The sequence below is a fragment of the Candidatus Eisenbacteria bacterium genome (assembly GCA_035712145.1).
GTDB lineage: Bacteria > Eisenbacteria > RBG-16-71-46 > RBG-16-71-46 > RBG-16-71-46 > DASTBI01.
The window spans coordinates 32,955-58,933 of the sequence record DASTBI010000115.1 but is presented as its reverse complement, the minus strand read 5'-3'; the positions used below and the strand labels follow the sequence as shown (position 1 = coordinate 58,933).

At 69.5% G+C, this 25,979-nt stretch carries 19 protein-coding genes; 1 reads left to right on the top strand and 18 read right to left on the bottom strand.

Annotated elements, in window-relative coordinates; translation table 11 throughout:
- Positions 1–10: 10 nt before the first annotated feature.
- The 16 genes from dapF to VFQ05_06945 all read right to left on the bottom strand — a co-directional run bounded on the left by dapF (position 11) and on the right by VFQ05_06945 (position 20,988).
- Positions 11–847, bottom strand: coding sequence for a diaminopimelate epimerase (dapF, locus tag VFQ05_07020; protein HET9326503.1), 837 nt, complete (start codon positions 845–847; stop codon positions 11–13).
- Positions 847–1,884, bottom strand: coding sequence for an Ig-like domain-containing protein (locus VFQ05_07015; protein HET9326502.1), 1,038 nt, complete (start codon positions 1,882–1,884; stop codon positions 847–849). The genes dapF and VFQ05_07015 overlap by 1 nt, the downstream gene beginning before the upstream one ends.
- Positions 1,881–2,759: a tyrosine-type recombinase/integrase gene (locus VFQ05_07010; GenBank protein ID HET9326501.1), complete on the bottom strand. Its 879-nt coding sequence runs from the start codon at positions 2,757–2,759 to the stop codon at positions 1,881–1,883. Before VFQ05_07010 ends, VFQ05_07015 begins: the two co-directional genes overlap by 4 nt.
- On the bottom strand, positions 2,752–5,280 hold the full coding sequence (gene topA / locus VFQ05_07005) for a type I DNA topoisomerase (GenBank protein HET9326500.1): 2,529 nt from the start codon (positions 5,278–5,280) through the stop codon (positions 2,752–2,754). Before topA ends, VFQ05_07010 begins: the two co-directional genes overlap by 8 nt.
- Complete coding sequence (locus tag VFQ05_07000; GenBank protein ID HET9326499.1) at positions 5,255–5,731, bottom strand: DUF494 family protein; 477 nt, start codon at positions 5,729–5,731, stop codon at positions 5,255–5,257. The genes topA and VFQ05_07000 overlap by 26 nt, the downstream gene beginning before the upstream one ends.
- Positions 5,728–8,742 carry a preprotein translocase subunit SecA gene (gene secA / locus VFQ05_06995; protein ID HET9326498.1) on the bottom strand — a complete coding sequence of 1,005 codons (3,015 nt, stop codon included), beginning with the start codon at positions 8,740–8,742 and terminating at the stop codon, positions 5,728–5,730. The genes VFQ05_07000 and secA overlap by 4 nt, the downstream gene beginning before the upstream one ends.
- Positions 8,743–8,900: 158 nt before the next feature.
- Positions 8,901–9,104 (bottom strand): cold-shock protein, encoded by a 204-nt coding sequence (locus tag VFQ05_06990; protein HET9326497.1) that lies wholly within the window; start codon positions 9,102–9,104, stop codon positions 8,901–8,903.
- Positions 9,105–9,181: 77 nt separating this feature from the next.
- Complete coding sequence (locus VFQ05_06985) at positions 9,182–10,126, bottom strand: tetratricopeptide repeat protein (GenBank protein ID HET9326496.1); 945 nt, start codon at positions 10,124–10,126, stop codon at positions 9,182–9,184.
- Entirely contained in the window at positions 10,123–10,545 is a 423-nt protein-coding gene (locus VFQ05_06980) for a hypothetical protein (GenBank protein HET9326495.1), read from the bottom strand. The genes VFQ05_06985 and VFQ05_06980 overlap by 4 nt, the downstream gene beginning before the upstream one ends.
- A gap of 280 nt (positions 10,546–10,825) precedes the next feature.
- Positions 10,826–12,436, bottom strand: a complete 1,611-nt coding sequence (guaA, locus tag VFQ05_06975; protein HET9326494.1) for a glutamine-hydrolyzing GMP synthase — start codon at positions 12,434–12,436, stop codon at positions 10,826–10,828.
- A 16-nt stretch (positions 12,437–12,452) separates the two neighbouring features.
- Positions 12,453–13,982, bottom strand: coding sequence for a bifunctional phosphoribosylaminoimidazolecarboxamide formyltransferase/IMP cyclohydrolase (gene purH, locus VFQ05_06970; protein HET9326493.1), 1,530 nt, complete (start codon positions 13,980–13,982; stop codon positions 12,453–12,455).
- Positions 13,979–14,872: a phosphoribosylaminoimidazolesuccinocarboxamide synthase gene (locus VFQ05_06965; protein HET9326492.1), complete on the bottom strand. Its 894-nt coding sequence runs from the start codon at positions 14,870–14,872 to the stop codon at positions 13,979–13,981. Before VFQ05_06965 ends, purH begins: the two co-directional genes overlap by 4 nt.
- A 1-nt stretch (position 14,873) precedes the next feature.
- A complete protein-coding gene (locus VFQ05_06960) occupies positions 14,874–15,632 on the bottom strand; it encodes an HAD family hydrolase (protein HET9326491.1) in 759 nt (252 codons plus the stop codon).
- Positions 15,629–16,258, bottom strand: a complete 630-nt coding sequence (purN, locus tag VFQ05_06955) for a phosphoribosylglycinamide formyltransferase (GenBank protein HET9326490.1) — start codon at positions 16,256–16,258, stop codon at positions 15,629–15,631. Before purN ends, VFQ05_06960 begins: the two co-directional genes overlap by 4 nt.
- Before the next feature lie 29 nt (positions 16,259–16,287).
- Positions 16,288–18,672, bottom strand: coding sequence for a DNA internalization-related competence protein ComEC/Rec2 (locus VFQ05_06950; GenBank protein HET9326489.1), 2,385 nt, complete (start codon positions 18,670–18,672; stop codon positions 16,288–16,290).
- Between the two features lie 186 nt (positions 18,673–18,858).
- Entirely contained in the window at positions 18,859–20,988 is a 2,130-nt protein-coding gene (locus VFQ05_06945; protein ID HET9326488.1) for a PEGA domain-containing protein, read from the bottom strand.
- A gap of 551 nt (positions 20,989–21,539) precedes the next feature.
- On the opposite strand from VFQ05_06945, the gene VFQ05_06940 reads away from it, so the two are divergent.
- Positions 21,540–23,345, top strand: a complete 1,806-nt coding sequence (locus VFQ05_06940; GenBank protein ID HET9326487.1) for a LysM peptidoglycan-binding domain-containing protein — start codon at positions 21,540–21,542, stop codon at positions 23,343–23,345.
- Positions 23,346–23,385: 40 nt separating this feature from the next.
- On the opposite strand, the gene VFQ05_06935 is transcribed toward VFQ05_06940, so the two are convergent.
- Positions 23,386–24,663 (bottom strand): sugar phosphate nucleotidyltransferase, encoded by a 1,278-nt coding sequence (locus VFQ05_06935; GenBank protein ID HET9326486.1) that lies wholly within the window; start codon positions 24,661–24,663, stop codon positions 23,386–23,388.
- Positions 24,660–25,901, bottom strand: coding sequence for a glucose-1-phosphate adenylyltransferase family protein (locus VFQ05_06930; protein ID HET9326485.1), 1,242 nt, complete (start codon positions 25,899–25,901; stop codon positions 24,660–24,662). The genes VFQ05_06935 and VFQ05_06930 overlap by 4 nt, the downstream gene beginning before the upstream one ends.
- Positions 25,902–25,979 lie beyond the last annotated feature (78 nt).

Sequence of the window (25,979 nt, the reverse complement as noted above, 5' to 3'; positions counted from 1 at the left end):
CCGTTCCATCTCAGCGCGCGGCGGCCACCGGAGCGGCTTCGCTCCACTCGCCGTGGAATGCCACTTCCGCCGGTCCGATCAACGCCACCTCGAAGCCTCCGGAATGCGGTTCGAGACGCACCGTGAGCTCGTCCCCTCCCGCCGTCATCACCGAGACCGGCGAGCGATCGCCCGCCGACACGCTCCACACGGCGACCGACATCGCTCCACTGCCGCACGCCAGCGTCTCGGCCTCGACGCCGCGCTCGTAGGTGCGCATGGCCACCCGTCCTGAGCCGAGGCGGGCGACGAAGTCGACGTTGGTCCCATGCGGCTCGAAGCGCGGATGGTGGCGGAGCGCGGCGCCCCACTCCTGGACCGGCACCCACTCCACGCGCTCGACCGGCACCACGAAATGCGGAACACCGGCCACCACCGTCTGGCCGTGGAAGGATCGCCCCGCGGCTTCGACCTCGATCGGATCCGAGGGACGCGCGACCTGGCCGAAAAAGAGCTCGATGCGGCGTTGGTCGTCGCTCGCCCGCGCGCGCATCACGCCCGAAGCGGTGCGGAAGCGGACTTCGCCCCCTTTCCCCATCCCGAGCTCGAGGGCCAGGCGCGCCACGCAGCGCGCGCCGTTGCCGCAGAACTCCGCCACTCCGCCGTCGGCGTTGAAGTAACGCATCGCGAAGTCCAGCTCGGCGTCTTTCTCGATCAGCAGAAGCCCGTCCGCCCCCACGCCACGCCGTCGGTCGCAGAGACGGCGGATCAGCTCGGCGGGCGGATCACCGAGAAAGGGCTGGCGATGGTCGACGACCACGAAGTCGTTCGCCGCGCCATGCATCTTGAGGAAGGGGATCTTCGCCATTACCGGCCTTCGCGCGGCGGTCTGAGCACCAGCACCACGTCGACGATCTCCGCCGCCGGATCGGCGCGCACCGGCAACGGATCGCTCGACGACTCCCGTGCGCGATCCCACATGCGATTCCGATCCGCGTCCCGGAACGCCCGCACCGTCCAGGAGCCCGGCTCCAGCTGGAGGTCGAAGCTCAGACGGTCGTTCGTCGACGCCAACACGCGCCGCGTCGTGTCGGTGTCGGCCACGGCGACCACCAGCAGATCGCCGTCGCGCACGACGAGCGAGTCTAGCACAGTGCCTTTGACGCGAGCGGGCGCGCGCGGGTTCGTGACCCGCAGCTGGATGCCGCTCGCCGTGGGATGCTCCGTGGTCAGCGACAGCACCGTATCGATCGGCGCCAGCAGATCGGTCGCGGGCTCGAACGAGCGATTGTTGTTGATGTCGGCGAATGTCCAGACGCGGTAGCGCTTCGGCACGTCGAGTCCCGCGATGCGGAACTGCCCATCGGGATCGACGAGGCCGATGGCGTCGAAATCGCGCGCCGTGCTGTCGGGCGCCCGCGACGCCTCGTAGCACCACAGATACGCGTTCCCCGCCGCGAACCCCTTCGCCTCGAGCTGGCCCTCGATGAGGCCCCGGGGAAACGAATCGCCGGTGGTGAACACGAGAGCGCGCCCGCGGTCGATCATGTTGCCGTGCCGATCGCGCGCGCCGAAGCCGATGAACAAGGTGTAGGTCTGGCTCTTCTTCAGAGGCTCGGCGAGCACCGCGGTGACGGTCCTGCCCGACCAGCGGAAGCGCCGGATCTCGACCGGTGGTGACAGCGCGATCGCCTCGGTGGTCGAGCGCGGCTCCATGCCTTCGCTGAAGGTCATCGAGAGAGGCGCATCGAGAGCCACCGAGGCGGCGCCCGAGTCGGGATGCGAGGCGATCAGCCGTGGCGGATCGATGTCGGGCGGCCCTCCGCTCGGAGGCGCTTTCTTGGCGCAGCCCATCGCCACGAAGCACACCCCCACGGCGAGCGCGAGTCGCCGGACGCCGGTCATGCGCGCGGGTGGGCCTGTTCGTAGGCGCGACGCAGCCGGCTCCGCGAGACGTGGGTGTAGATCTGGGTGCTGGAGAGCGAGCGGTGGCCGAGCAGCTCCTGGATCGCGCGCAAGTCGGCGCCGCGATCCAGCAGGTGGCTGGCGAAGGAGTGCCGGAGCGCGTGCGGCGTGACGCCGAGGCCGCCCGCGACCTGGCCCAGCCGGTGGCGCACCACGCGCTGCACCGTGCGCCCCGAGAGCCTCCCGCCGCGGGCGTTGAGGAACACGGGTGCGTCGCGACCCGCCCGCGTGACCGGCTCGCCCAGATAACGGCGCAGCGACTCGAGCGCCGCCTTTCCTACCGGGACGATGCGCTCGCGACGTCCCTTTCCCCGGATGCGGAGCAGTCCGGCGCCGGCGTCGACATCGCCGTGATTGAGGCCGACGAGCTCGGAGAGGCGCAGGCCCGAGGAGTACGTCATCTCGATCAGCGCCCGGTCGCGGACGCTCGCCGGATCCTCCGCCGAGAGCCCGTCGAGCGCGCGCGTCAGGTCGCGCTCCGGCAGCGTTCGAGGCAGGCGCCGCGGCCGGCGCGGGAACGGGAGCTTGCGCGCGGGATCGTCGGAAAGCATTCCGCGGCGCACGCAGAACCGCGAAAAGCTGCGCCACGCGGCGAGGGCGCGGGCCGCGCTCGAGGCCGCATGCGCCGTGCGATGCAGATCCCGCATCGCGCGCTCGAGCAGCTCGCGATTCCATCCCGAGGGCGGCAAGTCCTTTCCGGTTCCGGCGGCGAGGTCGAGCACGCGGGTGACGTCGCGCCGATAAGCCTCGACGGTGTGGCGTGAGGCGCGGCGCGCCGCCAGCTCGATCAGGAACAGCTCGAGCGCCTCACGCACCGACGGATTCGGGCTGGAACTTGGAGCCACACTTGAGGCAGCGCAGCGTGAGTCCCTCCTTCTTGGTCTCCTTCTCGATCAGGAACGGGGCCTGGCAGTTGGGGCAAGGCGTGGCGCGCGGACGATCCCAGGTCGCGAACGTGCAATCGGGGTAGCGATTGCATCCAAAGAATGTCTTGCCGCGGCGTGTCCTGCGCTCGGTGAGCTCGCCTTGCCCGCACTCCGGACAACGGATGCCGAGCGTGACCGCCTTGGTGAACTTGCAGTCGGGCCGGCGGCTGCAGGCAATGAAGCGTCCGTAAGGACCATTGCGCATCACCAGCGCGGAGCCGCAAAGGTCACACGTGCCTTCCACCGGCACCGGCAGCTCGGCGTCGTCGACGGGACGCGTGAACTTGCACTCCGGATACCCCGGGCAAGCGAGGAAGGGTCCGCGACGTCCGAACTTCTTGACCAGCATCCGGCCGCAGTTGGGGCACGCGATGTCGGTCGTCTCCTCGACCTTCTTGCGGTGCCGCTCCTTCGACTTCTCGGCCTTCTCGAGCTCGCGGCTGAACGGGTCCCAGAAGTCCTTCACCACCCGGTGCCATTCCTGCTTGCCTTCCTCGATCTCGTCCAGCTCCTCTTCCATGCGGGCCGTGAAGTCGACCTGGAAGATGTCGGGAAACGTGCTGGTCAGCAGACGATTCACCGCTTCACCCAGGTCGGTGGGCGCGAGACGGCCGCGCTCGCGGCTCACGTACTCGCGCGAGGTGATGGTGCCCACGATGGTGGCGTAGGTGCTCGGGCGTCCGATGTTCTCCTCTTCGAGCGCTTTCACCAGCGAGCCTTCGGTATAGCGCGGCGGCGGCTGGGTGAAGTGCTGGCTGGGGCGCACGGCGGAGGCCGTCTCGCCACCGGCGGAGCCGGTCTCCGTGACATCCGGCGCGACCAGGGGCTCGGAGGCCACGGCGAGCGTCACGCCCTCCGTCAGCTCCGGCAGGCGCGAATCCTCCGCTTCGTCTTCCTCGTCGACGCCGTAGAGCTTCTGGAAGCCCGGGAACTTGAGCACGCGCCCCGAGGCGCGCAGTCCGAGACGGCCCGCCTCGACGTCGATCGTGGTCGCGAGGTATTCGGCCGAGGCGGTCTGCGAGGCGAGCGCGCGCTTCCAGATCAGGTCGTAGAGCTTCCACTGGTCGTCATCGAGGAACGCGCGGATCGACTCCGGCGTGCGCGCCGGGTCGCTCGGCCGGATCGCTTCGTGCGCGTCCTGCGCCGACTTCTTGCTGCGGAACTGCCGCGGCTCCTGCGGCACGTACTCGGCGCCGAGCTCCGAGCCGATCCACGATCGCATCTCGCCGATCGCCTCTCCGGCGAGCCGGGGCGAGTCGGTGCGCATATACGTGATGAGTCCCACGCTCCCGGCGTCTCCGAGCGCGACGCCTTCATAGAGCTGCTGGGCGATCGCCATGGTGCGCTGGCTGCTGAACCCGAGGCGATTGAACGCCGTCTGCTGGAGCGTGCTGGTGATGAACGGCGCCTTGGGATGCACCTGCCGCGGCGTGGTCTCGACGCCCGCCACCCGCGCGGCCGCGGCCATGAGCTCGGCGGCCAGCGCCTGGGCCCGCTCGCCGGCGCCTTCGCCGCGAAGCTGCCCTTGGTCGAGCTCTTCCTCGCCGACCCGCACCAGCCGCGCGGTGAAGCGCTTGAGGTCCGGGGTCTCGAAGTCGGCTTCGAGCGTCCAGTACTCCTCGGGCACGAACGCGCGGATCTCTTCCTCGCGCTCGCAGATCAGCCTCAGCGCCACGCTCTGCACCCGGCCCGCCGACAGGCCGTAGCGCACGGTGCGCCACACGAAGGGGCTCACCTTGTAACCCACCAGCCGGTCCATCACGCGGCGCGCCTGCTGTGCGTTCACCAGGTTCATGTCCAGGTCGCGAGGCTGATCGAGCGCCGCCTTGACCGCGCGCTCGGTGATCTCGTTGAAGGTCAGCCGCCGGATCGGGATGCGCGTGGACTCCAGCGCGCCGGCCAGATGCCAGGCGATCGCTTCCCCTTCGCGGTCGGGGTCGGGCGCCAGATAGATGCGCTCGGCGTTGCGGGCCGCGGTCTTGATCTTTGCGAGCGCCTGGGTCTTGCCGCGGATCGGAACGTACTTGGGCTCGAATTCGTTCTCGACGTCGACGCCCAGCTCGCTCTTCGGAAGGTCCATGATGTGGCCGTTGCTGGCCATCACCGAGAAGTTGCGTCCGAGGAATTTGTTCAGGGTGCGCGACTTCGCCGGCGACTCGACGATCACGAGCGACTTGCCGCCGCTCGCCGGGGTGCCCGGCGCCTTCGCCGGCCGCTTCACGGTCTTGCCCTTGGCGGCGCCGCGGCCCGCCGACTTGCTCGATCCGCGGGGTGCGCGCTTGCGCGCGGGCGCCTCGTCCGCGGGAGTCTCGGTCGCCGCGCGCTCGCGAGTGGCCTCGGCCGCGGGCGGCCCGGTCCTGGCGCGGGGCTTCCGCGCCGTGCCGTCAGTGCGCGACGTCGCTTTCGCCAAGCGAACCATCCGTCACGGCCCCGGCGCCGAACGCGACGCGCACCGCCATGTCGTGCGCCATTTCGACGCCGATCGGGCGCACACCGCTCGCGGCGAGACGATCGAGCACGCACTCGAACTGGCCCGCGTCGAGCGACCCGCGGCGCCGGAGGTCGAGCAGGTAGCCCCAGGCCTCGGGGCTCATCGAGCCGCGCTCCTGATCGCTCAGCACGCGCTGCGCGCTGCGGCCGGGGGGATCCGCCGGGGCCTGAGCCGCCGCGGAGCGGCTTCCTGCCAGGCTCTTCAGGGTGAGCACCGCCGACTGGATCTGGTCGGCGGTGAACTCGGAGTCCTCGAGCGCCGCGCCCAGCGACTCGAGCGCCAGCTCGTCTCCCTCGAAGAAGTCCTCGAGGTGGCGCGCGAGAACGCCGAGCAGGCGCTGCACGGCTTCGCGATCGCCCTGGTCGCTCATGCTCCACTCCCGACGCCCTGATCGATGGGCATGTGGCACTTCTTGTACTTCTTCCCACTTCCGCACGGACAGGGATCGTTGCGCCCCACCCTCGGCGCGGCTCGAACCGTGGCCGCTGGCGCCGGCGCCGCCCGCGGCGCCCGCGTCTCGCTCGCCTCCGCGCCCTCGGCCGGGAGCCCTCCGCCGAATGCTTCCGCGGCCGCGTGCTGCTCGACCATCCGTCGCGGCGAAGGGCGGCGCTCGACCATGGCTTCCGCCTCGGGCACCAGCTGGACGCGGAAGAAGCGCTGGACGAAGTCCTCGTTGGTCTCGCGCAGCAGCGTATCGAACAGGTTGAACGCTTCCTTCTTGTACTCGATCAGCGGATCGCGCTGCCCGTAGGCGCGCAGGCCGATGCCGCCTTTGAGGTGATCGAGCTCGTAGAGATGATCCCGCCAGTGCTCGTCGAGCGTGTACAGGTACAGATGGCGCTCGAGATCGCGCAGCACCGGAGCGCCGAATTCGGTCTCGCGCGCCCGGTAGGCGGCCTCGGCGGACGCGACGACCTTCTCCTCGAGCTCCTCGTAGTCCGTGGTCTCGAGGTCGGTGAGCGCGATCGGCCGCATCAGCAGGAACGACAGCTCGTCGGCCAGCGACTTGAGATTCCACTCCTCGCGATGGGCCTCCGCGCCGCCGGTGATCTTGGCGATGCGATCACGGACCACGTCCTCGATGGCGTCGAGCACCGTCTCGCTCATGTCCTCGCTGGTCAGCGCCTTGTTGCGCATCTCGTACACGACGGTGCGCTGCTGGTTCATCACGTTGTCGTATTCGAGCAGGTGCTTGCGGATGTCGAAGTTGTGGGCCTCGACGCGCTTCTGGGCGCGCCCGATCGAGCTGGTCACCCAGGGGTGCTCGATCACCTCTCCTTCCTCGACGCCCATGCGCTGCATCAGGCCGGAGATGCGCTCGCTGCCGAACAAGCGCATGAGATCGTCTTCGAGCGAGAGGTAGAAGCGCGACGAGCCCGGATCGCCCTGTCGTCCCGCGCGTCCGCGCAGCTGCCGGTCGATGCGCCGCGATTCGTGACGCTCGGTGCCGAGAATGTGCAGGCCTCCGAGATCGGCGACACCGGCGCCGAGCTTGATGTCGGTCCCGCGGCCGGCCATGTTGGTGGCGATGGTGACGGATCCGCGCTGCCCGGCGGAGGCGACGATTTCGGCCTCCTGCTGGTGGTACTTGGCGTTGAGGACGTTGTGCTTGATGCCGCGGCGCTTGAGCATGCGCGACAGCAGCTCGCTGACCTCGACGCTGATCGTGCCGACCAGCGCGGGCTGCCCGCGCTCGTGGCAGCTCGCGATCTCCTCGAGCAGCGCGTTGTATTTCTCGCGTTTGGTCCGGTAGACGACGTCGTCGTGATCGGCGCGGTGAATCGGCTTGTTGGTGGGAATGATCGAGACGTCGAGCTTGTAGATCTCCCAGAACTCGCGCGATTCCGTCTCCGCCGTTCCGGTCATCCCGGCGAGTTTCTCGTACATGCGGAAGAAATTCTGCAGCGTGATCGTGGCCAGCGTCTGGGTCTCGCCCTCGACCCTCACTCCCTCCTTGGCTTCGATCGCCTGGTGAAGGCCTTCGGAGTAGCGGCGGCCCGGCATCAGCCGGCCGGTGAACTCGTCGACGATCAGGACCTTGCCGTCCTGCACCACGTACTCGACGTCGCGCTCGTACAGCGAGTAGGCCTTCAGCAGCGCCTGGACGTTGTGGATCTTCTCGTTCTTGGCGGCGTACGCCCGGTAGATCTCGTCCCGGCGCTGCACCTTGGCGGCTGGATCGAGCTCCTCGTCGCCCTCCAGCGCCGACAGCTGCCCGGTGAGGTCGGGCACCACGAACCGCTCGGGATCCTGCGGCGACATCTGCTCGCGGCCGCGCTCCAGGAGATCGACGTTGCGGTTCCTCTCGTCGATGGCGTAGAGCAGCGCCTCGTCGACCTCGTGCATGCGCTTGTCGCGCAGGTACTCGAGCTCGGTGGTCGTGATCAGCTTCTTGACCCCAGGCTGCTCGGAAAGCAGCTTGAGGAAGCGCTTGTGCTTGGGCGAAGCGCGCTGGACTCGCAGCAGCGTGAGCCCCGCGTCGCCGCCCTTCTCGGCCTCGGCGAGCTGGCCTTCGGCCTCGGCGAGCCAGCCGACCACCATCGCGTTCTGCGCCTTCACCAGGCGCTCCACCAGCGGCTTCAGATCGTCGAAGCCCTGATCGCTGTGCTCCACCGGACCGCTGATGATGAGCGGCGTTCGCGCCTCATCGATGAGCACGGAATCGACTTCGTCGACGATCGCGTACACGAACCCACGCTGGACGCGGTGCTCCGGGCGCACCGCCATGTTGTCGCGCAGGTAGTCGAAGCCGAATTCGTTGTTGGTGCCGTAGGTGATGTCGCACTGGTACTGGAGGCGGCGCGTCGGCGGATCCATCTGGTTCTGGATGCAGCCCACGGTGAGACCGAGGAACTTGTAGACCTCGCCCATCCACTCGCTGTCACGCCGCGCCAGGTAGTCGTTGACGGTGACGAGGTGCGCGCCGCGCCCGGTCAGGGCATTGAGGTAGAGCGGCATGGTCGCCACCAAGGTCTTGCCTTCGCCGGTGGCCATTTCGGCGATCCGTCCCTCGTGCAGCATCACGCCGCCGATCAGCTGCACGTCGTAGGGGATCATGTCCCAGCTGATCGGGATGCCGACCACCGGCCAGGTCTTTCCGACCAGCCGCGCGCAGGCCAGCTTGACCGCGGCGAAGGCCTCGGGGAGCAGGTCGTCGAGCGTCTCGCGCTCGATGCGCTTGCGCTCTTCGGGATCGGAAACGTCCTTCAGAGCCTCGGCGAGACGGCCTCGGAACTCCGTGGTCTTGGCGCGGAGCTGATCGTCGGTCAGGCCCTGGAAGGAGTCGTAGACCCGGTTGATCTCTTCGACGATCGGCTGAACCCGCCGGCGGTCCCGCTCGTGTTTCGAGCCGAACACCGACTTCATGAGGGTTTCGAGCATCGGCCCCACTATAGAAGGGGTGTCAAGCGATGGTCGCGCTCATGCGAGCGCGCTCGTCAGGGAATGGTGCGGCCGCGCGAGGGTCTGCCTCCTTGGGATGCTCGAAACGACATGGCCCGATGCATCGCATCGGGCCACGGGCATCCGGGCAAGGAGCGTCAGACTTTCACGACGTGCGCTGCTTCATTCCCTCGTTCACTGGGTTTGACCTCGAACTCCACCTGGTCGCCCTCGTGGAGGGTTCTGAAGCCGCTACCTTCGATGGAGGAGAAGTGTACGAAGACGTCCTGTTGCTGCTCCTCCGGGGTGATGAATCCATAACCTTTGTTATCGTTGAACCACTTCACGGTGCCACGCGCCATGGGGGATCCTCCCTGGCAGCAAGTACTCAAGAAGCACCCGGACGCAATTCGAGGTTGGCCCCTTCAGGGGGTCCGGGTCAAGAGGCTTTGCGCGGCGTGGCCGAGGGACGCCGCCGCCGGCGGTGCCAGCGTCCCCAACGCTCCGACAACTCCAGCGCTTGGGGATTCTGGGGGTCCACTTCGAGGACCAGGGCCACCTGCTCTTCGGCCTGCGCCAGGTCCCCCGATGCCTCGAGGGCGCGAGCCAGCTGCACGCGCGCCGCGTGATAGTCGGGATGGAGCTCGAGCGCGTGGGCCAGCGTGGCGATGGCGTCGTCCAGGTGGCCGTCTTCCAGCTCCGCGATACCGAGCAGGCAGTGCAGGTCGACATAGCCCGGGTGCTTCACCAGGGTTTCGCGAATCAATCGCGCCGCGGATGCGCGATCGCCCCGGTTCATCCGTGTCCGCACCTCCTCGAGCGTCTCGCTCAGTCCTGGCTCATCCAGATGCAAGGCCTGGCGGAGCAGCGACTCGGCCTGTTGCCAATCGGCGTGCTCGAGGCTCTCGATGCCGCGGTGGAAGAGCCGCGGCTCGTGCGGCGAGCGTCCAAGATCGAGGTGTCGCAGCGTCTCGATCGCTTCCCCCAGCTGGCCTTCGCGCGCGTCGAGCAGGGCCAGCTCCACGCGCGCGGCCACGTATCCGGGATTGATCCGCAGCGCCGACGCCAGGCTCTTGCGCGCGGCCGCGGTCTGGCGGCTCTGGATCTGGAGTCGCGCCAGCTGGTAGTGCACGTCGGCGTAGCGCGGAGCGATCCTCGCCGCCTCTTCCAGGGCTCGCACCGCGGAGCCCAGATCCGAAGCGGCTTCGGCCATGCGGCCGATGCGGCTCAGCGCTTCGACCGCGGCGCCGCGCACCTGCGCGTGCAGCGGCTGGTCGGCCAGCGCGCGAGCCAGCTTCTCGAGCGCCTGGAGATGCTGGCCGCCCTTGGCCAGGTCGACGAAAGCTTCGAACGATCCTGAAGACGGCAGCGGACGAGGACTCATGGGGTGCCCCAGAGGAGCTTCATGACGTAACCGGAGAACAGCGTGACGCCGAGGTTGTCGTCGAGAGGTATCGGCAGCATTTCCACCAGACTTGCGACCAGTGCCCCCGCCAGGGCCACCGGCCACGGCAGGAAGCCGGCGAGGACGAGGAACCAGGCCCACAGCAGGCATGCCACCAGCCCTGCCGCCGCGCCTTCGAAGGTCTTGCCGAAGAACCGGTGCCGTCCCCACGCCTTCCCCACCAGCGCCGCGAAGCTGTCCCCCAGCACCGTGAAGCCGAGCGCCGCCGCGGCCACCGGGCGCGGAAAGATCTCGACCGCCAGCAGCGCCGCGATCAGCAGATAGGTCGAGCCGAGCAGGCTGAAGCGCTCGTGGTCGCGGATCATCTGCCCGAAGAAATCCTTGAAGAACCGGCGCACGCGGTCCTCGTGGATGCGCAGCAGGTCGATCGCGATCGCGATCAGCGTGCAGCCGATGAGGAACCATCGCCACTGAGCGCGGCCGCGCGGCCATGGCAGCCATTCGAACAGGAGACCGAGCGGAAGGATCAGCGAGCCGATATGGATCGCCTTGCGCTGGGCTTCGCTGAGCCAGGAGCGCGTGCGCAGCGGCGCCAGTGGATCGGCCGCGACCTCCCGTTCACGACGGTGGGCTCGATTCGGCGTGACGGGTCTCCTCGGGCGAGCTGGGGGGTCGCGCCTACTCCCACTCGATGGTGGCGGGCGGCTTCGACGTGATGTCGAACACCACCCGGTTCACGCCGCGCACTTCGTTCGCGATCCGGCTCGCGACCCTGGCCAGGAGCGATTCGGGAAGCCGCGTCCAGTCGGCGGTCATGCCGTCCTCGCTGTTGACGGCGCGGAGCGCGATCACCCGCTCGTAGGAGCGTTCGTCACCCTTGACCCCCACCGTCGAGACCGGCAGCAGCACGGCGAATGCCTGCCAGGTCTTGTCGTACCACGACGAGCGCCGCAGCTCCTCGATGTAGATGGCGTCGGCGCGGCGCAGCACCTCGAGATCCTCGGCATTGACCGCTCCGAGCGTGCGCACGGCCAGCCCCGGCCCGGGGAAAGGATGGCGGTCGACGAGATGATCCGGCAGGCCGAGCTCGCGACCCAGCTCGCGCACCTCGTCTTTGAAGAGGAGCCGCAGCGGCTCGATGAGCCTGAGGTGCATGCGCTCCGGAAGCCCGCCGACGTTGTGATGGGTCTTGATGACTTGCGCGCCGAAGCCCGCCGAGGCGCTTTCGATCACGTCGGGATAGAGCGTCCCCTGGGCCAGGAATTCGACCGGCCCGTGCTTCTTCGCTTCCTCTTCGAAGACGGCGATGAACTCGGCGCCGATGATCTTGCGCTTGCGCTCGGGGTCGGTGACGTTCGCGAGCTTCGCGAGGAACCGCTCCCGCGCATCGACCACGACGAGCTGGAGCTTGCGCTTCTCACCCAGCTCGCGCGCCACTTCTTCGGCCTCGCCCTGGCGCAGCAGACCATGGTCGACCAGCACGCACACGAGCCGGCGACCGACCGCGCGATGGCACAAGGTGGCGACCACCGTGCTGTCGACCCCGCCCGAGAGGCCGCACAGGATGTGCCCGTCGCCGACCTGAGCGCGGATGTCGGCCACGGCGCGGCGCAGGAAGCTCTTCATGCTCCAGCCGCCCCTGAGCTTCGCGATCCGGAACAGGAAGTTGTGGATCACTCGCTTGCCGAACGGCGAGTGCACGACCTCGGGGTGGAACTGGATCAGGTGGTAGGGATGGACGCGGTGGAACGCGGCCGCGAACGCGCAATTCGCGGTATGGGCGACGGGGACCCAGTCCTCGCCGAGCGCCTGCACTTCGTCGCCGTGGCTCATCCAGGCGCGGAAGCGCTTGGGCACGCCGGCGAAGAGCGGCGATCGCCGATCGATGACGAACGTGGCGGTGCCGTATTCGGCGGCATCGGCCTTCGCCAGGCGACCGCCGGTGAGGTGAGCGGTGGCCTGGAATCCGTAACAGATGCCGAGCAGCGGCTTGCCCAGGCGGTAGATGCCGGGATCGGGCAGAGGCGCCTGATCGCGGTATCCGCTGGCCGGCGAGCCGGACAGGATCAGCGCATGGGGACGCATGGCGGCGATCTCGCCAACCGGTGTGGTGCCCGGCACGATCTCGGAGTACACCCCGGCCTCCCGCACGCGCCGCGCGATCAGATTGGTGTACTGCGATCCGAAGTCGAGGATCACCACGCGCTCGGAGGCCACGGCGCGCGCGGCGCGATCCCGGGTGCTCCGGGCGGGTGATTTCGTCGCTGGTGGGTCCGCGGTCAAGGTCATGGCTCTCCCGTCGTTTTCAATGCCGGAAGACTCGTCGGTCGGTGAACATCATGGCTACGCCGTGGGTGTCGCAGGCCGCGATCACCTCGGCGTCTCGCTTCGATCCGCCGGGCTGGACGATGGCCTTGATCCCGGCCGCGGCAGCGTGCTCGATGTTGTCGGCGAAGGGAAAGAAGCCGTCGCTCGCCAGCACCGCGCCCATCGGATCATGTCCGGCTCGGCGGGCCTTCATCAAGGCCACGTCCACGGCATCGACCCGGCTGGTCTGGCCGGAGCCCAGACCGATCAGTCGGGGGCCGCGCGCCAGGACCACGGCGTTCGAGCGCGCGCTCGCCACGACCTTCCATGCGAAGCGCAGCCCTTCCATCTCCTCGTCGCTGGGGGTGCTTCGTGTGACGCAACGCCACGCGGGAGCGGCGTCCCGGTCCTCGCGCTCGAGCAGCGCCCAGGGTCCGAGCAGGCGCACGCTCCAGGGATCGGTGGAGGACAGGTCTTTCGCCGTCATCCGGACGATCCGCAGCTGCTTCTTTTCCATGAGCGCGCTCTCGGCATCCTTGGAGAACTCGGGCGCCGAGACCACCTCGACGAATTGCCGGGCGAGCGCCCGTGCGACGTCCACGTCCACCGCGCGGTTGAAGGCGACGATCCCTCCGAAGGCCGACTGCGGATCGGCGGCCAGCGCCGCCTCGTAGGCCTGGCCCACGGTTTCAGCGGTGGCCGCGCCGCATGGCTGGTTGTGCTTGACGATCACACAGGCCGGGTCGGCCAGCTCGAAGGCCAGCAAGACGGCCGAATGGAGGTCCAGGAGATTGTTGTAGGAAAGCTCCTTCCCTTCACGTTCTGCATGAAGCGCGTTCCGGTCCCCTGTCCGGCGATAGAGAGCGGCCGCCTGATGCGGGTTCTCGCCGTATCGCAGCGCTCGCACGCGCTCGAGCGCCATCAGATGGAGCGGCGGCGGATCGTCGGGCGCGAGGCGCCGTGCCAGCTCGGCGCCGATCGCCGCGTCGTAGCGGGCGGTCCGAGCGAAGGTCTGCAGCGCCCAGGTGCGCCGCTGGTCCGTGGTCACTCCCGTCTCGAGCGCGCGCAGGACGTCGGCATACTGAGCCGGATCATGGACCACGATGACGTCGGCGTAGTTCTTCGCCGCCGCGCGCAGCAGCGCGACGCCGCCGATGTCGATCTCCTCCACCGCGCCCGCCTCGTCGAGCGTCGCGGCCTTTTGCTCGAACGGATAGAGCGTGACCGCCACGAGATCGATGGGCTCGACGCCGCGCTCCGCCAGCGCCGCCAGGTCCCCCGGCTCGGAGCGCCGCGCCAGGATCGGACCATGCACGTGAGGGTGCAGCGTCTTCACGCGGCCGCCGAGCAGCTCGGGGAATCCGGTCCACTCCTCCACCGCGGTCACCTCGATCCCTGCCTGGCGCAGGTGCTGAGCGGTGCCTCCCGACGCCACGATGCGCGTCCCGCGCGCGGCCAGCGCGCGCGCGAACTCGACCGCGCCGCTCTTGTCCGAGAGTGACAGCAGCGCGGCCCGCGGCCAGGTCATCCGCGCTCCGTGAGCCGCCGCATGGCTTCGAGGTAACACGCGCTGGTCTTCGACACCACGTCCTCGGGCAGCGCCGGCGCGGGGGGCTCGTGATTCCAGCCCGAATGATCCAGCCAGTCGCGCACGAACTGCTTGTCGAAGGAGACCAGCCGGCCGGCCTCGTATTCCGCGCGGTCCCAATAGCGGGAGGAATCCGGAGAGAGCACTTCGTCGATCAGCGTCAGTGCACCGTCCACCCGGCCGAACTCGAACTTGGTGTCGGCCAGCACCAGGCCACGCGCCCATGCGTGAGCCCGTGCCTCCTCGTAGATCGAGATGCTGCGGGTCCGCAGGGCCTCGGCGACCTCGCGCCCCGTGATCTCGGTCATGCGCTCGAACGAGATGTTCTGATCGTGCCCCGTATCCTCCTTGGTGGCCGGGGTGAAGATCGGCGGGTCGAGACGCGAGCCGTCCTTCAGTCCCTTGGGCAGCGCGAGGCCGCATACGGTGCCGTCCCGCTTGTACTCCTTCCATCCGGATCCGGTGAGGTAGCCGCGCACCACGCACTCGATGTCGATGCGCTCGGCGCGCCGCACCAGCATGCTGCGGCCTTCGAGCAGGGCGGCGTGCCGCTCGAATGGCGCGGGATACTCCGCGGGCCTCCCGCTGATGAAGTGGTGAGGCGCAGCACTCTTCAGGGTCTCGAACCAGAAGATCGACAGCTCGGTCAGCACGCGGCCCTTGTTCGGAATGGGCGTGGGCAGAACATGGTCGTACGCCGACAGCCGGTCGCTCGCCACGATGATCAGACGCTCGGGGCCGGCTTCGTACACGGCTCGCACCTTGCCGCGTCGCCACGGCTCGATGCCGGGCAGATCCACGTGTGAAATCGCGTCCTTGGTGCTCAGCATGTCAGCCTCCTATCGCCTCCCGGCCCGCCTGGGCGGCGCGCGGGACTTCGAAGTGGGTCGTGATCCATGACGGCAGGTCGGCGATGGCGCGGATCGAAGGCGTGGCCCCCGCGTAATCCCCCGATGGATCGATCAACACGAAGTGCATGCCGGCAGCCCTCGAGCCACGCTCGTCGACCGAGCGAATGTCCCCGACGTAGAGCGCGCGCTCGGCGGGAATCTTCAGGCGATCGAGCGCGAGACGGAAGATCGCGGGGTCGGGCTTTTCGAGGCCCACGAGGTGCGAATCGACGACGAACTCGATGCCATCGAGCACGCCCGAGTGCCGCAGATGCCACTCCGCGCGTCCGTCGGAGTTCGACACCACCGCCCGTCGCAGGCCCAGCTCAGAGGTCGCGTCGATCGCCTCGCGGGCGCCTTCCATCGGTCGGGCCCACAGGCCGTTCGCTTTCTCGTGCGCCAGGAACGCGTCCACGGCGCCGTCGATCTTCTCCGCCGGCACGTGGGCGTGGTGGAGCATGCCGCCGAGATAGGCGCGCACGTCCCCCGGACCGCCCAGCGGGGACGCATCGTGACGGCCGGCCCTCTGACTCGCGTCGTAGCGGCGGCGTCCCTCCACCTCGGCGCGCCGCAGCGTCGAGGCCTCGGTGTTCACCCCGATCCGGGTCAGCGCCTCGGCCATCCACTCGAAGTCGAGCCGCACGAGCGTGCCGCCGGCGTCGAACACCACCGCCTCCAGCGCCGGGCGGGCATGGCTCATCGAACGCCCTCCTTCACCTCGGAGGCAAAGACGAGTCGGCGGCCTTCGATCCGCCACGGCGTGGTGAGGAAACGCCGCGCCGCGGCCGGATAGAGCCGGTGCTCGGCCTCGTGGATCCGGGCCTCGAGGGCTTCGCGCGTGTCGTCGCTTCGTACCTCGACGACGGCCTGATCGACGATCGGTCCGGCATCGAGCGCCTCGTTCACCAGATGCACGGTGCATCCCGTCACCTTGACCCCGTGCGAGAAGGCCTGGCCGATGGCGTCGACTCCGGGAAATGCGGGAAGAAGCGAAGGATGGATATTGAGGATGCGTCCCTCGAACGCTCCGAGAAACGGCGCGTGCAGCCGCCGCATGAAGCCGGCGAGGAGCACGGTGTCGACGCCGCGCTGGAGAAGCGCGTCGATCCACGGCGTCTCGTCCTCGAGCCTCGTGCGCCAGCGCGTGCCGGCGGGGAGTACGAGCGCCTCGACGCCGAGCCGGCGAGCGCGATCCAGTGCCACGGCATCGGGTCGGTCGGTGGCGAGCAGGGCGATGTGGCCACCGAGCTGATGGCGCTGATCGGCCAGCGCAAGCGCCTCGAAGTTGGTCCCCTGCCCCGAGGCGAGCACCGCGAGAGTGTGCATGGAGGGTGAAGGAGGAGCCACACCGCAATCTAGCAGCGGGCTGGAGCATGGGCAAGTGCACCGCCCGTCACGACCGGCGAAGGCGCGCGGTGCGTCTCGCGGACCGCGTCGCGCCGCCAGTCGATCTCCGTCACGCCGTCGGGTCCCAGCTCGAGCCACACCGTCCCGACCTGGTCGGTGCGCCGCACCTGCGCGCCGCACGTCGCGAGTCGCGCGAGCGTTCGCACGTCGGGATGTCCAAACGGATTACGGGCGCCGCACGACACGATGGCCCATTGCGGGCGCACGCGTTCCAGGAAACGTCGTCCAGAGGACGCTGCTGCGCCGTGATGGGCGACCTTGAGCACGGCGCAGCGGCCACCCACGATCACACGGTCTTCGATCGTGCTGTCGATGTCCGCCGCGAGCAGCGCGCGGCCCTCGCCCTCCCCCGCTTCGAGCGTCAGCGACCCGGCGTTGAGATCCCGCGAGGCGAATCCGGCGGCCGGCCAGCGCGCCACGAGCATCGGCTCGAGGCCGAGCGTGTCGCCGGCGTGCACGTCTTGCGCTTCGTCCGGCGTGCCGCGTCGGCGCGGGGATCCTCCCCGCCACCATCGCACCACCGGCACGGCGCGCCGCACGGCCGTGACACCGCCGATGTGGTCGCCATGCTCGTGCGTGAGAATGACGTCATCGAGACGCCGCACCGCGGCCCAGTGGAGGAACGGAACGACCGCTCCGGCGCCGGCGTCGTAGCCCGGCGACCGCGGCCCGCAATCCACCAATCGCCAGCCGTTGGCGCCGCCGATCGCCAGCGCGTCCCCCTGTCCCACATCGAGCACCACCAGCCACCAGCGTCCCGGTGGAGGACGCATGGCCGGCGCACTGGCGCCGAGAACGATCGCGAGCAGGAGCGCGAGCGGCCCCATCCACGAGAGTGCGACGCGCGTGCGCGAGGCCGGAAGGCGCGCGTGCACGAGATCGCGTGCGTCGAGGCACGCGATCACGAAAAGCGCGGCGCCAAGTCCAGCCAGGAAGGGAGGCCCGAACGAATGGCCAGTCGCCCACAGCGCGCGAGGTGCGGCGGCGCCGGCCTGCGCGACGCCGATCAGCACGCGGCTGAGCGGCTCGCAGGCGGCGAAGCACCATCGCCCGGCGCCGGGAATGAGCGCCTCGAGCCCGGCGCCGAGCCAGGCCGAGGCCATCAGCAGATCGCACACCGGCACCGCCACCAGGTTCGAGCCGAGCGCCGTCCATGGCAGCGCGTGGAAGCGATCGAGCACGATGGGCAGCGCGGTCACCTGCGCCGCCGCGGTGGGCACGAACAACTTCAGCGTCGACGCGCCGATGGTGGGTTTGCGCTCGAGCCACTCTCCCGCGCGGCGCGCGAGCGTCGTGAGCCCGAGCGTCGCCGCGCACGAGAGCTGGAAGCCGAGATCGGCGGCCCACGACGGCGTCGCCGCGAGCAGCACGATCGTGGCGAGCGCGAGCGCCTGCAAGGGATCGAGAAGGCGGCCGCGCAGACTGGCGACGGCGGCCAGCGCCTCGGTCGCAGCGGCTCGTGCGAGCGATGGAAGAGGCCCGGCGATCGCGACATAGAAGAGGGCGCACGCCGCGCCGGTCCACGCGCGGGCGCGCAGGCCGCCCCCGAGCGCTCCGGTGATGCCCCGCGCGACGCCCGCCATCCATACGACGTGCAGGCCGGAGAGCGCGAGCAGGTGCACGAGGCCGGAGGATCGGAACACCGCGCCAAGATCGGGATCGAGTCCGGTGCGATCGCCGGTCACGAGCGGGGTGACGATCTCGCGCGCGTCGGGAGACAGCTCGCGGGTGAAGCAGGTCTCGAGATGGCGGCGCCAGCGCACGATCGTGGCGCGCGCGAGCGTGTGCGAAGCGCCGTCCTCGACCCAGAGGCCTCGCCCGCGCGCGACGATGCCCTGCGCCCATGAGGCCTCGCGCTGCGAGGGAACGCCGGGGACCCGCGCGAGCGACGGGGCCTCCACCCGTGCCAGCACGCGCAGCGTGTCCCCCCACTCGGCGCGGGTTCCTGCCGGCAGGCGCAGGCGCACGCGCGCGCCGCGCGGCAGCAGCTCGCACGCGCGGGTGGTCTCGAGGATGGCCACCACGTCTCCGGACTCGCGGGCAGGATGGTCTACGACGCGAGCGGACATCCACGTGGCGGGCGGCTCCGGGCTCAGCCGGCCCGATGCGGCGCCAGGAACGGCGCCGGCCGCGCCGCCACGCGCGAGCGAGCCGCACAGCACGGCGAGCACGAGCGCCAGCGTGCCGAGCCGGTCGGGCGCGCGGCGCGCGAGCCACGCGAGTCCGACCGCGGCCACGGCGAAGCCCGAGATCCAGAACGGCGGCAGCTCACGGCCGACGGCGAGCCCGACCCACACGGTCGCGGCGATCCATACGGCGGTGCACCCACCCATGCCGGGCCATCGGCGAGTGGCGTGCCAGTCGTCTTCTGACCGGCTGATCGGCGTTGAACGGCGCGACGGCGCCCCGTGTCAGCGGTTGCGACGCGAGTCCGAAACGCGACCGGGCGAGTCGGGCACCCGTTCAGCGACCCAACGGACGACGGCGTTACGGTCGTCGTCGAAGTGACGACCGTGATGTCAGCGCCGTGCGGTGGCGGGGCCGCGGGCGGTCTGCATCTCGGTGAAGATCTCGTCGCCCTGCGTGGTCAGCGCGCTCACGTAATAGAGCTGCTGTCCGTCCTCGGCCAAGAGCGCGATCGGGAACGGCGCCGCGCCCACGACGCTGCCCTGCGCGTCGAGCAGCGTCATCGGATAGCGCCGCCAGCGATTTTCCGGCGTGCGGACGTGGAGCCACATCTCGCGCACCTCGGCCGTGCCGATCTCGTTGAGCGTCGCCGACACCAGGCCGGGCTCGTCGACCGTGAATAGCGGCGGGGCCTTGAGCGTGAGCTCCGGCAGGTCGGAGCGCAGCCCGAAATCGAACGTGGCGAAGCGCTGATTGCCGCCCGGCAGGTCGATCACCTGGATCGGCGCGACCTCGCGCTGGTGCACGACGCGCACGCTGTGCGGACCGCGGGACAACTCGAGCGTGAGCGGCGTCACGCCGCGCGACACGCCATCCACCCACACCCGCGCGCCCTCGAGCGGAGTGGTCTCCCCATCCTCGCTCTGGGTCGCCCGCACTTGCAGGAGTCCGGTCGCCGGGGACTGCAACGGATAGGCGAGGACTTCGCGCGCTTCTCCCACGCGCACCTCGATCGTCGATCCCCAGGCGGTCGATCCCGCGGTGAAGCGCAGCTCGTGAGGTCCGGGGGCCACGCTGTCGAGACGGATCGGAACGAAGCCGATGGATTGTCCGTCGAGCGAGACTTCGACCTGAGCTCGTGACTCGCTCGCGATCACTTCCAGCGATCCCCACAGCGGCGCGTCGAGCGAGACTCGATCGCCCTTGCCGCCGGTCACGCGGTACGCGGCGCTGCCTAGATCGGGAAACGAGAGCTCGACCCGATGCTCGCCCGGCGCCAGCTCGAGCGTCGCCGGCGTGCGCACCGACAGCTCCTTGCCGTCGATCGCGATCCAGGCTCCCGGCGGCCGGCTGGTGACGGCGACTTCGAAGCGCGGCGGCGCGAGCCCGACGCGGCGGAGGAAGAGCACCAGACCCGAGGGGCGGCGCGTCTGCTCCGGACCGCTTTGCTCCTGCATGGAGCCGACGAACCATCCGATGCCGAAGAGCGCGAGCACCACCGCGGACCAGAGCGCGATCGGCTTCCAGCGGCGCGCCAGCGGCGAGGCTTCGTCCTCGGGCGGCTCGGGCCACTGCGGATGGCGCGGGGGCGGCCGCCTGCGCTCGGGCTCTCGCAGCGCTTCCGGCTCCGGCGTCGCCATGGCGTCGAGCGCTTCCGATGGAATCCGATCGATCGGCGGCTCGGCCGTCCCTTGCGCCGCGGCGCCCGGCGTCGGGTCGATGGGTTCCAGCGCTTCCGGCGTGTCGGGCCTGATCGAGGCGTCGGTGACCTCGGCCGGCTCGGGGGTCGGCGGAATGAGCTCGGGCAGCGCCGCTTCCGCCTCGACGGGCTCCTCGATGGTCGGCGAGCTCTCCCCGACCGAAGTCTCGGGGCGATCCCACTGGAGGTGCTGGGCCAGCCAGCGCGCCACGCCCGAAGACGGCGCTTCACCCTCGGGAGGCGAGAGCTCCACGGACGACGTCTGCGACATCGACGCGGCCGGCTCCACGGCTTCGGGGGCCGGCAGGCGCTCGTCGATGGACGCCATCTCGGAAGCCGCGGCCGAAATCGCGACGGCTCCGTTCCAGCGCACCTCGATGCTCACCGGTTCCTGCGCCGGACCCGGCGACCACGAGAGCTCGATGCGCACGTCGTGTCGAGGCGAACCACACCAAGCGCGCGCCTCGCGGCCTTGCGGGTCCCGGATCGACACCCACTCCGAATCGAGACGAGCTCCATCGAGGATGACCTGGACCGAAGCCTCGCCGACCCAGCCGAACCCGATTCTCTCCTCGCCGGCCACGAGCGCGATCGCGCAGGGCGGCGTGCCGCGGTTCCAGACCTCGGCGCGCGAGAAGAGCAGACCGCCCAGCGCCTCTCGCAGCATGGGCGGCACCGGATCACCTGGCGGGACCTCGGCCACACCCTCCGCGACCGACTGAGCCAGGCTCTGAAGCCAGCTCTCGAGCTCTGCGGGTGCAAAGCCCTCGACTGGACCCAGCAGATCGAGCTCGAGACCCTTGACGGAGGCTCGGGTGGTCAAGACTTCGCCGCCGACTCGGGCCGAAACCAACCACCGGTCGGTATCAGCCGTCAGATACGGCATGCGGTCGAGCCCCTCGTCAAAAGATTGGCGTTTCATTGACAGCGGCATCAGGCCGTGCCGCAACCTATCGGACGGCTCCGCAAGTGTCAATGCGCGAAGGCGTTGTGGCACGCGGTTTGCCGTATCATCATTGGTGGCATTCCAACAGGCGCTCCCCCGATATGGGTTTGCGCCGGTGCAATCGAAGAGAAGGATTGCAACCTGCATTCAGCGCTCTTAAGTTGCGCCGGATATCCCGCAACCCTGCGGGCACTCGAGGCCCCAGGAAGGACTACCGACAGATGACGCCGGTTCGAGCCCTGATCCTGACGGCCTTCTTGGCCGCGGCTGCGGTTTCCGACCCAACTCCGAGTTGGGCCGTAGAACCCGAAATTCTCGTGGCTGGGGCCCCAGCCCCCATCGTTCAAGTTCAATCGTCGGCCCCGGCCCCGTCCGTTCAGGTCCAGGCCCCGACGCCCACGGTTCAGGTCCAAGCCCCTGCGCCCGAGGTGCAGGTTCAGACCGCGGCGGCTCCGGATTCCATCGCCACGGTCGCCCAGTCCGCGCGCGCGGCCTACGAGTCCGCGTGGGCGCAGCGCGAATCCGGCGACCATGGGTCCGCCGTGGCCACCGCCGAAGCGTCGCTCGGCCAACTCGACCGCGTGCTGGATGGCGATCTCGATGCGTCGCGGCGCCGCGACCTGGTCGAGCTCAAATCCAAGATGTCCGCGCTGCGCGACGCGTCGCGCAAAGCGATCGAGGAGAAGGACGGCGCCAAGGCGCCGGATTCGAAAGACGACGCCAAGGAACCCAAGGCCCCCGATGACGGAAGCGCGGACCCGAAGGTCCTGAACGCTCCGGCGGTCGATGAGCTGCGGCCGCAGATGAACGCCGACGTCCTGCGTCACATCCAGTTCTTCACCGGCCAGGGCCGGTCCACCTTCGAGCGCTGGCTCAAGCGCTCCGGCCGCTACATGAAGCTCTTCCGCGAGGTGCTGCGCAAGGAAGGCCTCCCGCCCGATCTCGTTCACCTCGTGTTCGTCGAGAGCGGGTTCAACGTCCACGCCAAGTCCGTTTCGGCGGCCGTCGGTCCCTGGCAGTTCCTGCGCTCGACCGGACGCCTCTTTGGACTCACCGTGAATCAGTGGGTCGACGAGCGGCGCGATCCGGAGAAATCCACGGTCGCCGCGGCGCGCTACCTCAAGCACCTCTACACGATCTTCGGTGACTGGCCGCTGGCCCTGGCCTCGTACAACGCAGGCGAAGGCACCGTGCTGCGGGCCATCAAGCGCCAAGGCACCACGAACTACTGGGACCTTCGCCTTCCCAAGCAGACCGAGGAATACGTGCCGGCCTTCATGGCGGTGCTGACCATCGCCCGGGAGCCCGAGAAGTACGGCTTCGCCGAAGTCGACTTCGACGACCCCATGGACTTCGACGAGCTCGCGCTCAAGGGCAGCGTCGACCTGCGCGCGATCGCGCGGCTGGCGGAGTGCGACTACGAGACGCTGCGCGAGCTGAACCCCGCGGTGCGCGGCAGCGCGGCGCCGGCGAAGGATGGAATCACCGTGCTGCGCGTTCCAGATGGCAAGGCCGAGACCGTGCTCGCCAAGCTGCAGAGCGGTGAGAAGATTGCCGCCACCGATCTGTCGGTGAAGCACCGCGTGCGCCGCGGCGAGACGATCCAGCGAATCGCGAACCAGTACCACGTGGACGCCACGAGGCTCGCTCGCGACAACGGCATCAGCAAGGCGCGGCCTCTGCGCCGCGGCATGGTGCTCACCATCCGCTCGCATCACCGCGCGCCGGTGGAAGTCGCGGCCCTGGAAGATGACGACCCGCGGCGCTCCACGGCCTACGTGCCGCCGCGCAAGATCGGCGTGCCGGCCAAGCTCGACGGCGAGTCGGACGCGGAAGGCCGCCAGACGGTGACCGTCCGCCGCGGCGAGACGCTCGCCTCGATCGCCGCTCGCACCGGAACGACGGTCGAGGACATCAAGCGCTGGAACCGCCTCAAGACCTCCGCGGTGAGGCGAGGCACGCGGCTGAAGATCCGCACCGGCGATGCGACGCAGATCACGGCCGAGGATCTGGCCGCCGACAGCGCACGCGTCGCCTCGTTCACCCCCCCACGGCCGTCGCGTCGCGGCAGCGCCTACTCGGGATCGGTGAAACGCGTGATCGTGGTGAGGCCGGGGGATACGCTGGGCAACATCGCCAGCCGCAACGGGACCACGATCAGCCGCCTCAAGGCCGCGAACGGGCTCCGCTCTTCGGTGATTCGCGCGGGACAGCGCCTGAGAATCCCCGCCTAGACGCTTCGCAGGCTGCCGAAGAAGCCGAGGGCAGCCTGCCCTAGTGCTCGGCCGCGGGGCCGTGCACCACACCTCCGCTGGGCACGTCTCCCGTGAACGCCTCGAGCCGGACGTGCGCCCCGATCCGCGCGTTCCGGCCGATCGACACCTCCGCGGGCAGCTGAGCGTCCTTGCCCACCACCACCAGCCCCTGAGAGAGGTGCTCCGGGCAAGCCTGGTTCGGCACGTCGGCGGAGCCGTGACCAATCCGCGCGCCATCGCCGACCCTCACGTTCTTGTCGACCACGGCGCGATCGAGCACCGCGCCTCGGCCCACGACGGTGTCGTTCATCACGATGCTGTCGCGCACCACGGCCCCCGGCATCACCGTGACGCCTGGCGAGAGCACCGAGTGCACCACTTCGCCGGCCACGCGACAGCCGTTGCAGATCAGGCTCTGCTCGACGCGGCTGCCCGCCTGAAAGCGCACCGGCGCCCGGTCCGCGCTCTGTGTGTGCACCACCCATTCGGCGTCGCGCAGCTCGAGCGGCGGCTCCGCCGAGAGCAGAGCGAGATTGCTCTGATAGTAGGAATCCAGCGTGCCGACGTCCTGCCAGTAGTCGCGGAACCGATACGCGAATAGCCGCTCGCCGCGCTCCACCAGCCGCGGCAGCAGATCCTTCCCGAAATCATGGCTCGACTCCGGCATTCCCGCGTCTTCCACCAGCCAGCGGATCAACGCTTCACGCTCGAACAGGTAGATGCCCATCGAAGCCAGTCTCGAGCGCGCCTGCTTGGGCTTTTCGAGGAATCCGGTGACGCGGCCCGTGGCGTCCGCCTCCACGATGCCGAAGGCGCCCACCGAGTCGGCGGGGACCTCGGTCACCGCCACCGTGGCCGCCGCATGATTGGCGCGATGGAAGGCGTAGAGCACGCCGTAGTCCATCTTGTACACGTGGTCGCCGGAGAGCACGAGCAGCTCCTCGGCGTTGCGCCGCCGCATGTGGATCAGGTTGCGATAGATCGCGTCCGCGGTGCCTTGATACCACTCGCCCGACACGGCGCCGAGCGACGGCTGGAGGAGCTGCACGCCTCCGCGCGTCCGGTCCAGGTCCCACGGTCGTCCGATGCCGATGTGCCGGTGCAGGGATGTGGGCCGGTACTGCGTCAGCACCCCGACGTCGAAGATGCCCGAGTTGACACAGTTGGAGAGCGTGAAATCGATGATGCGGTACTTGCCCGCGAACGGCACCGCCGGCTTCGCGCGCTGCTCCGACAACAGGCAGAGCCGCGTTCCCAGGCCGCCGGCGAGGATGAACGCGTAGCGCTGAGCGCTCACGGCCGCACCTCCAGCCCCTGACGATCGGGCACGCGCGTGCCGGGCTCGATCTTCCGGTCGCGGAAATCCTGCGGGCCGGCGCCGACGCCGAGCACCGCTCCACGACCCACCTCCGCGCCTTCGGGAACGTGGACGTATTTGCCGAGCAGCGTGAGCGGCGCGTGCCCCGTGGCGACGCCCAGACCCACGCGCGCCCCTTCGCCGATCCACGAATGTTTGTCGAGGATCGTGCGGTCGAGCCGCGCACCCGGTCCGATCCAGGCGTCGGGAAGCACCACCGACGCGGTGACTTCCGCGCCCGCTTCGACGGTGACGCCCGGGAACAGGATCGAATGACGCACGCAGCCCGCCACGCGGCAGCCGTTCGCCACCAGGCTCCCCTCCAGCTCGGCGCCGGGCAGGACGAGCACCGGCGGGCGCTCCTCGTCGCGGGTGAGGATCGGCCACTCCGGATCGTCGAGCGTCAGACCGGGCTCGGGAGCGAGCAGATCGAGATTGGCGCGGTAATAGGTGGCGAGCGTTCCCACGTCCTCCCAGTAGCCGCGGAAGTGATGGGCAAAAACGCGCTCGCCGGACTCGATCATCGGACGCAGCATGTCGAGCGTCAGGTCGACCGGCTTCCTGTCCAGCGCCTCCAGCAATACGTCGGCCTCGAACAACACGACACCCATCGAGGCAAGGCGCGACGACGTGGCGGGCGGCTTCTCGTCGAGCGCCACGACGCGGTCGCCGTCGGCCACGGTCACCATGCCGAAGCGCCGCGTCTCCTCGGCCCGCACCGGCGTCACCGCGAGCGTGACGCGGGCGCCGCGCTCCTCGTGGGTGCGCGCCAGCTCGCGGTAATCCATCTTGTACACGTGGTCGCCCGGAAGCACGAGCACGCGGCGCACCCGGCTCTCCTCGATCAGGTCCCGGTTCTGGGCCAGCGCGTCGGCGGTGCCGCGATACCAGCCGGAGCTCTCGCGGGTGAGGAATGGCTGGAGGATGAAGACGCGGGCATCACGCCGGTCGAGATCCCACGGACGGCCGGACCCGATGTGGTCGTGCAGCGACGTCGGCGCGTGCTGGGTGAGCACGCCGACGCGAACGATCCCGGAGTGACAGCAGTTGCTGAGGACGAAGTCGACGACCCGGTACTTGCCGCCGAAGGGAAGCGCGCTCTCCGCGCGCTCTGCCGACAGAACGCTCAGGGAAGCGCCTCGGCCTCCCGCCAGTACGAGCGCCATCGTGTCTTGCACAGATCCCTCCCGACCGCCTTCCGAACCGGCGGTCGGGGGAAGCTAGAGGAACCCGAGGCGCGACGGCAAGAACATCGC

Excerpts from the sequence above, each read along its gene's own strand:
- VFQ05_07000 (HET9326499.1), bottom strand. The coding sequence starts at position 5,731 with ATGAGCGACCAGGGCGATCGCGAAGCCGTGCAGCGCCTGCTCGGCGTT.
- VFQ05_07015 (HET9326502.1), bottom strand. The coding sequence starts at position 1,884 with ATGACCGGCGTCCGGCGACTCGCGCTCGCCGTGGGGGTGTGCTTCGTG.
- purN (HET9326490.1), bottom strand. The coding sequence starts at position 16,258 with ATGCACACTCTCGCGGTGCTCGCCTCGGGGCAGGGGACCAACTTCGAG.
- guaA (HET9326494.1), bottom strand. The coding sequence starts at position 12,436 with ATGACCTTGACCGCGGACCCACCAGCGACGAAATCACCCGCCCGGAGC.
- purH (HET9326493.1), bottom strand. The coding sequence starts at position 13,982 with ATGACCTGGCCGCGGGCCGCGCTGCTGTCACTCTCGGACAAGAGCGGC.
- VFQ05_06960 (HET9326491.1), bottom strand. The coding sequence starts at position 15,632 with ATGAGCCATGCCCGCCCGGCGCTGGAGGCGGTGGTGTTCGACGCCGGC.
- VFQ05_06990 (HET9326497.1), bottom strand. The coding sequence starts at position 9,104 with ATGGCGCGTGGCACCGTGAAGTGGTTCAACGATAACAAAGGTTATGGA.
- VFQ05_06965 (HET9326492.1), bottom strand. The coding sequence starts at position 14,872 with ATGCTGAGCACCAAGGACGCGATTTCACACGTGGATCTGCCCGGCATC.
- VFQ05_06985 (HET9326496.1), bottom strand. The coding sequence starts at position 10,126 with ATGAGTCCTCGTCCGCTGCCGTCTTCAGGATCGTTCGAAGCTTTCGTC.
- VFQ05_06950 (HET9326489.1), bottom strand. The coding sequence starts at position 18,672 with ATGGGTGGGTGCACCGCCGTATGGATCGCCGCGACCGTGTGGGTCGGG.
- dapF (HET9326503.1), bottom strand. The coding sequence starts at position 847 with ATGGCGAAGATCCCCTTCCTCAAGATGCATGGCGCGGCGAACGACTTC.
- secA (HET9326498.1), bottom strand. The coding sequence starts at position 8,742 with ATGCTCGAAACCCTCATGAAGTCGGTGTTCGGCTCGAAACACGAGCGG.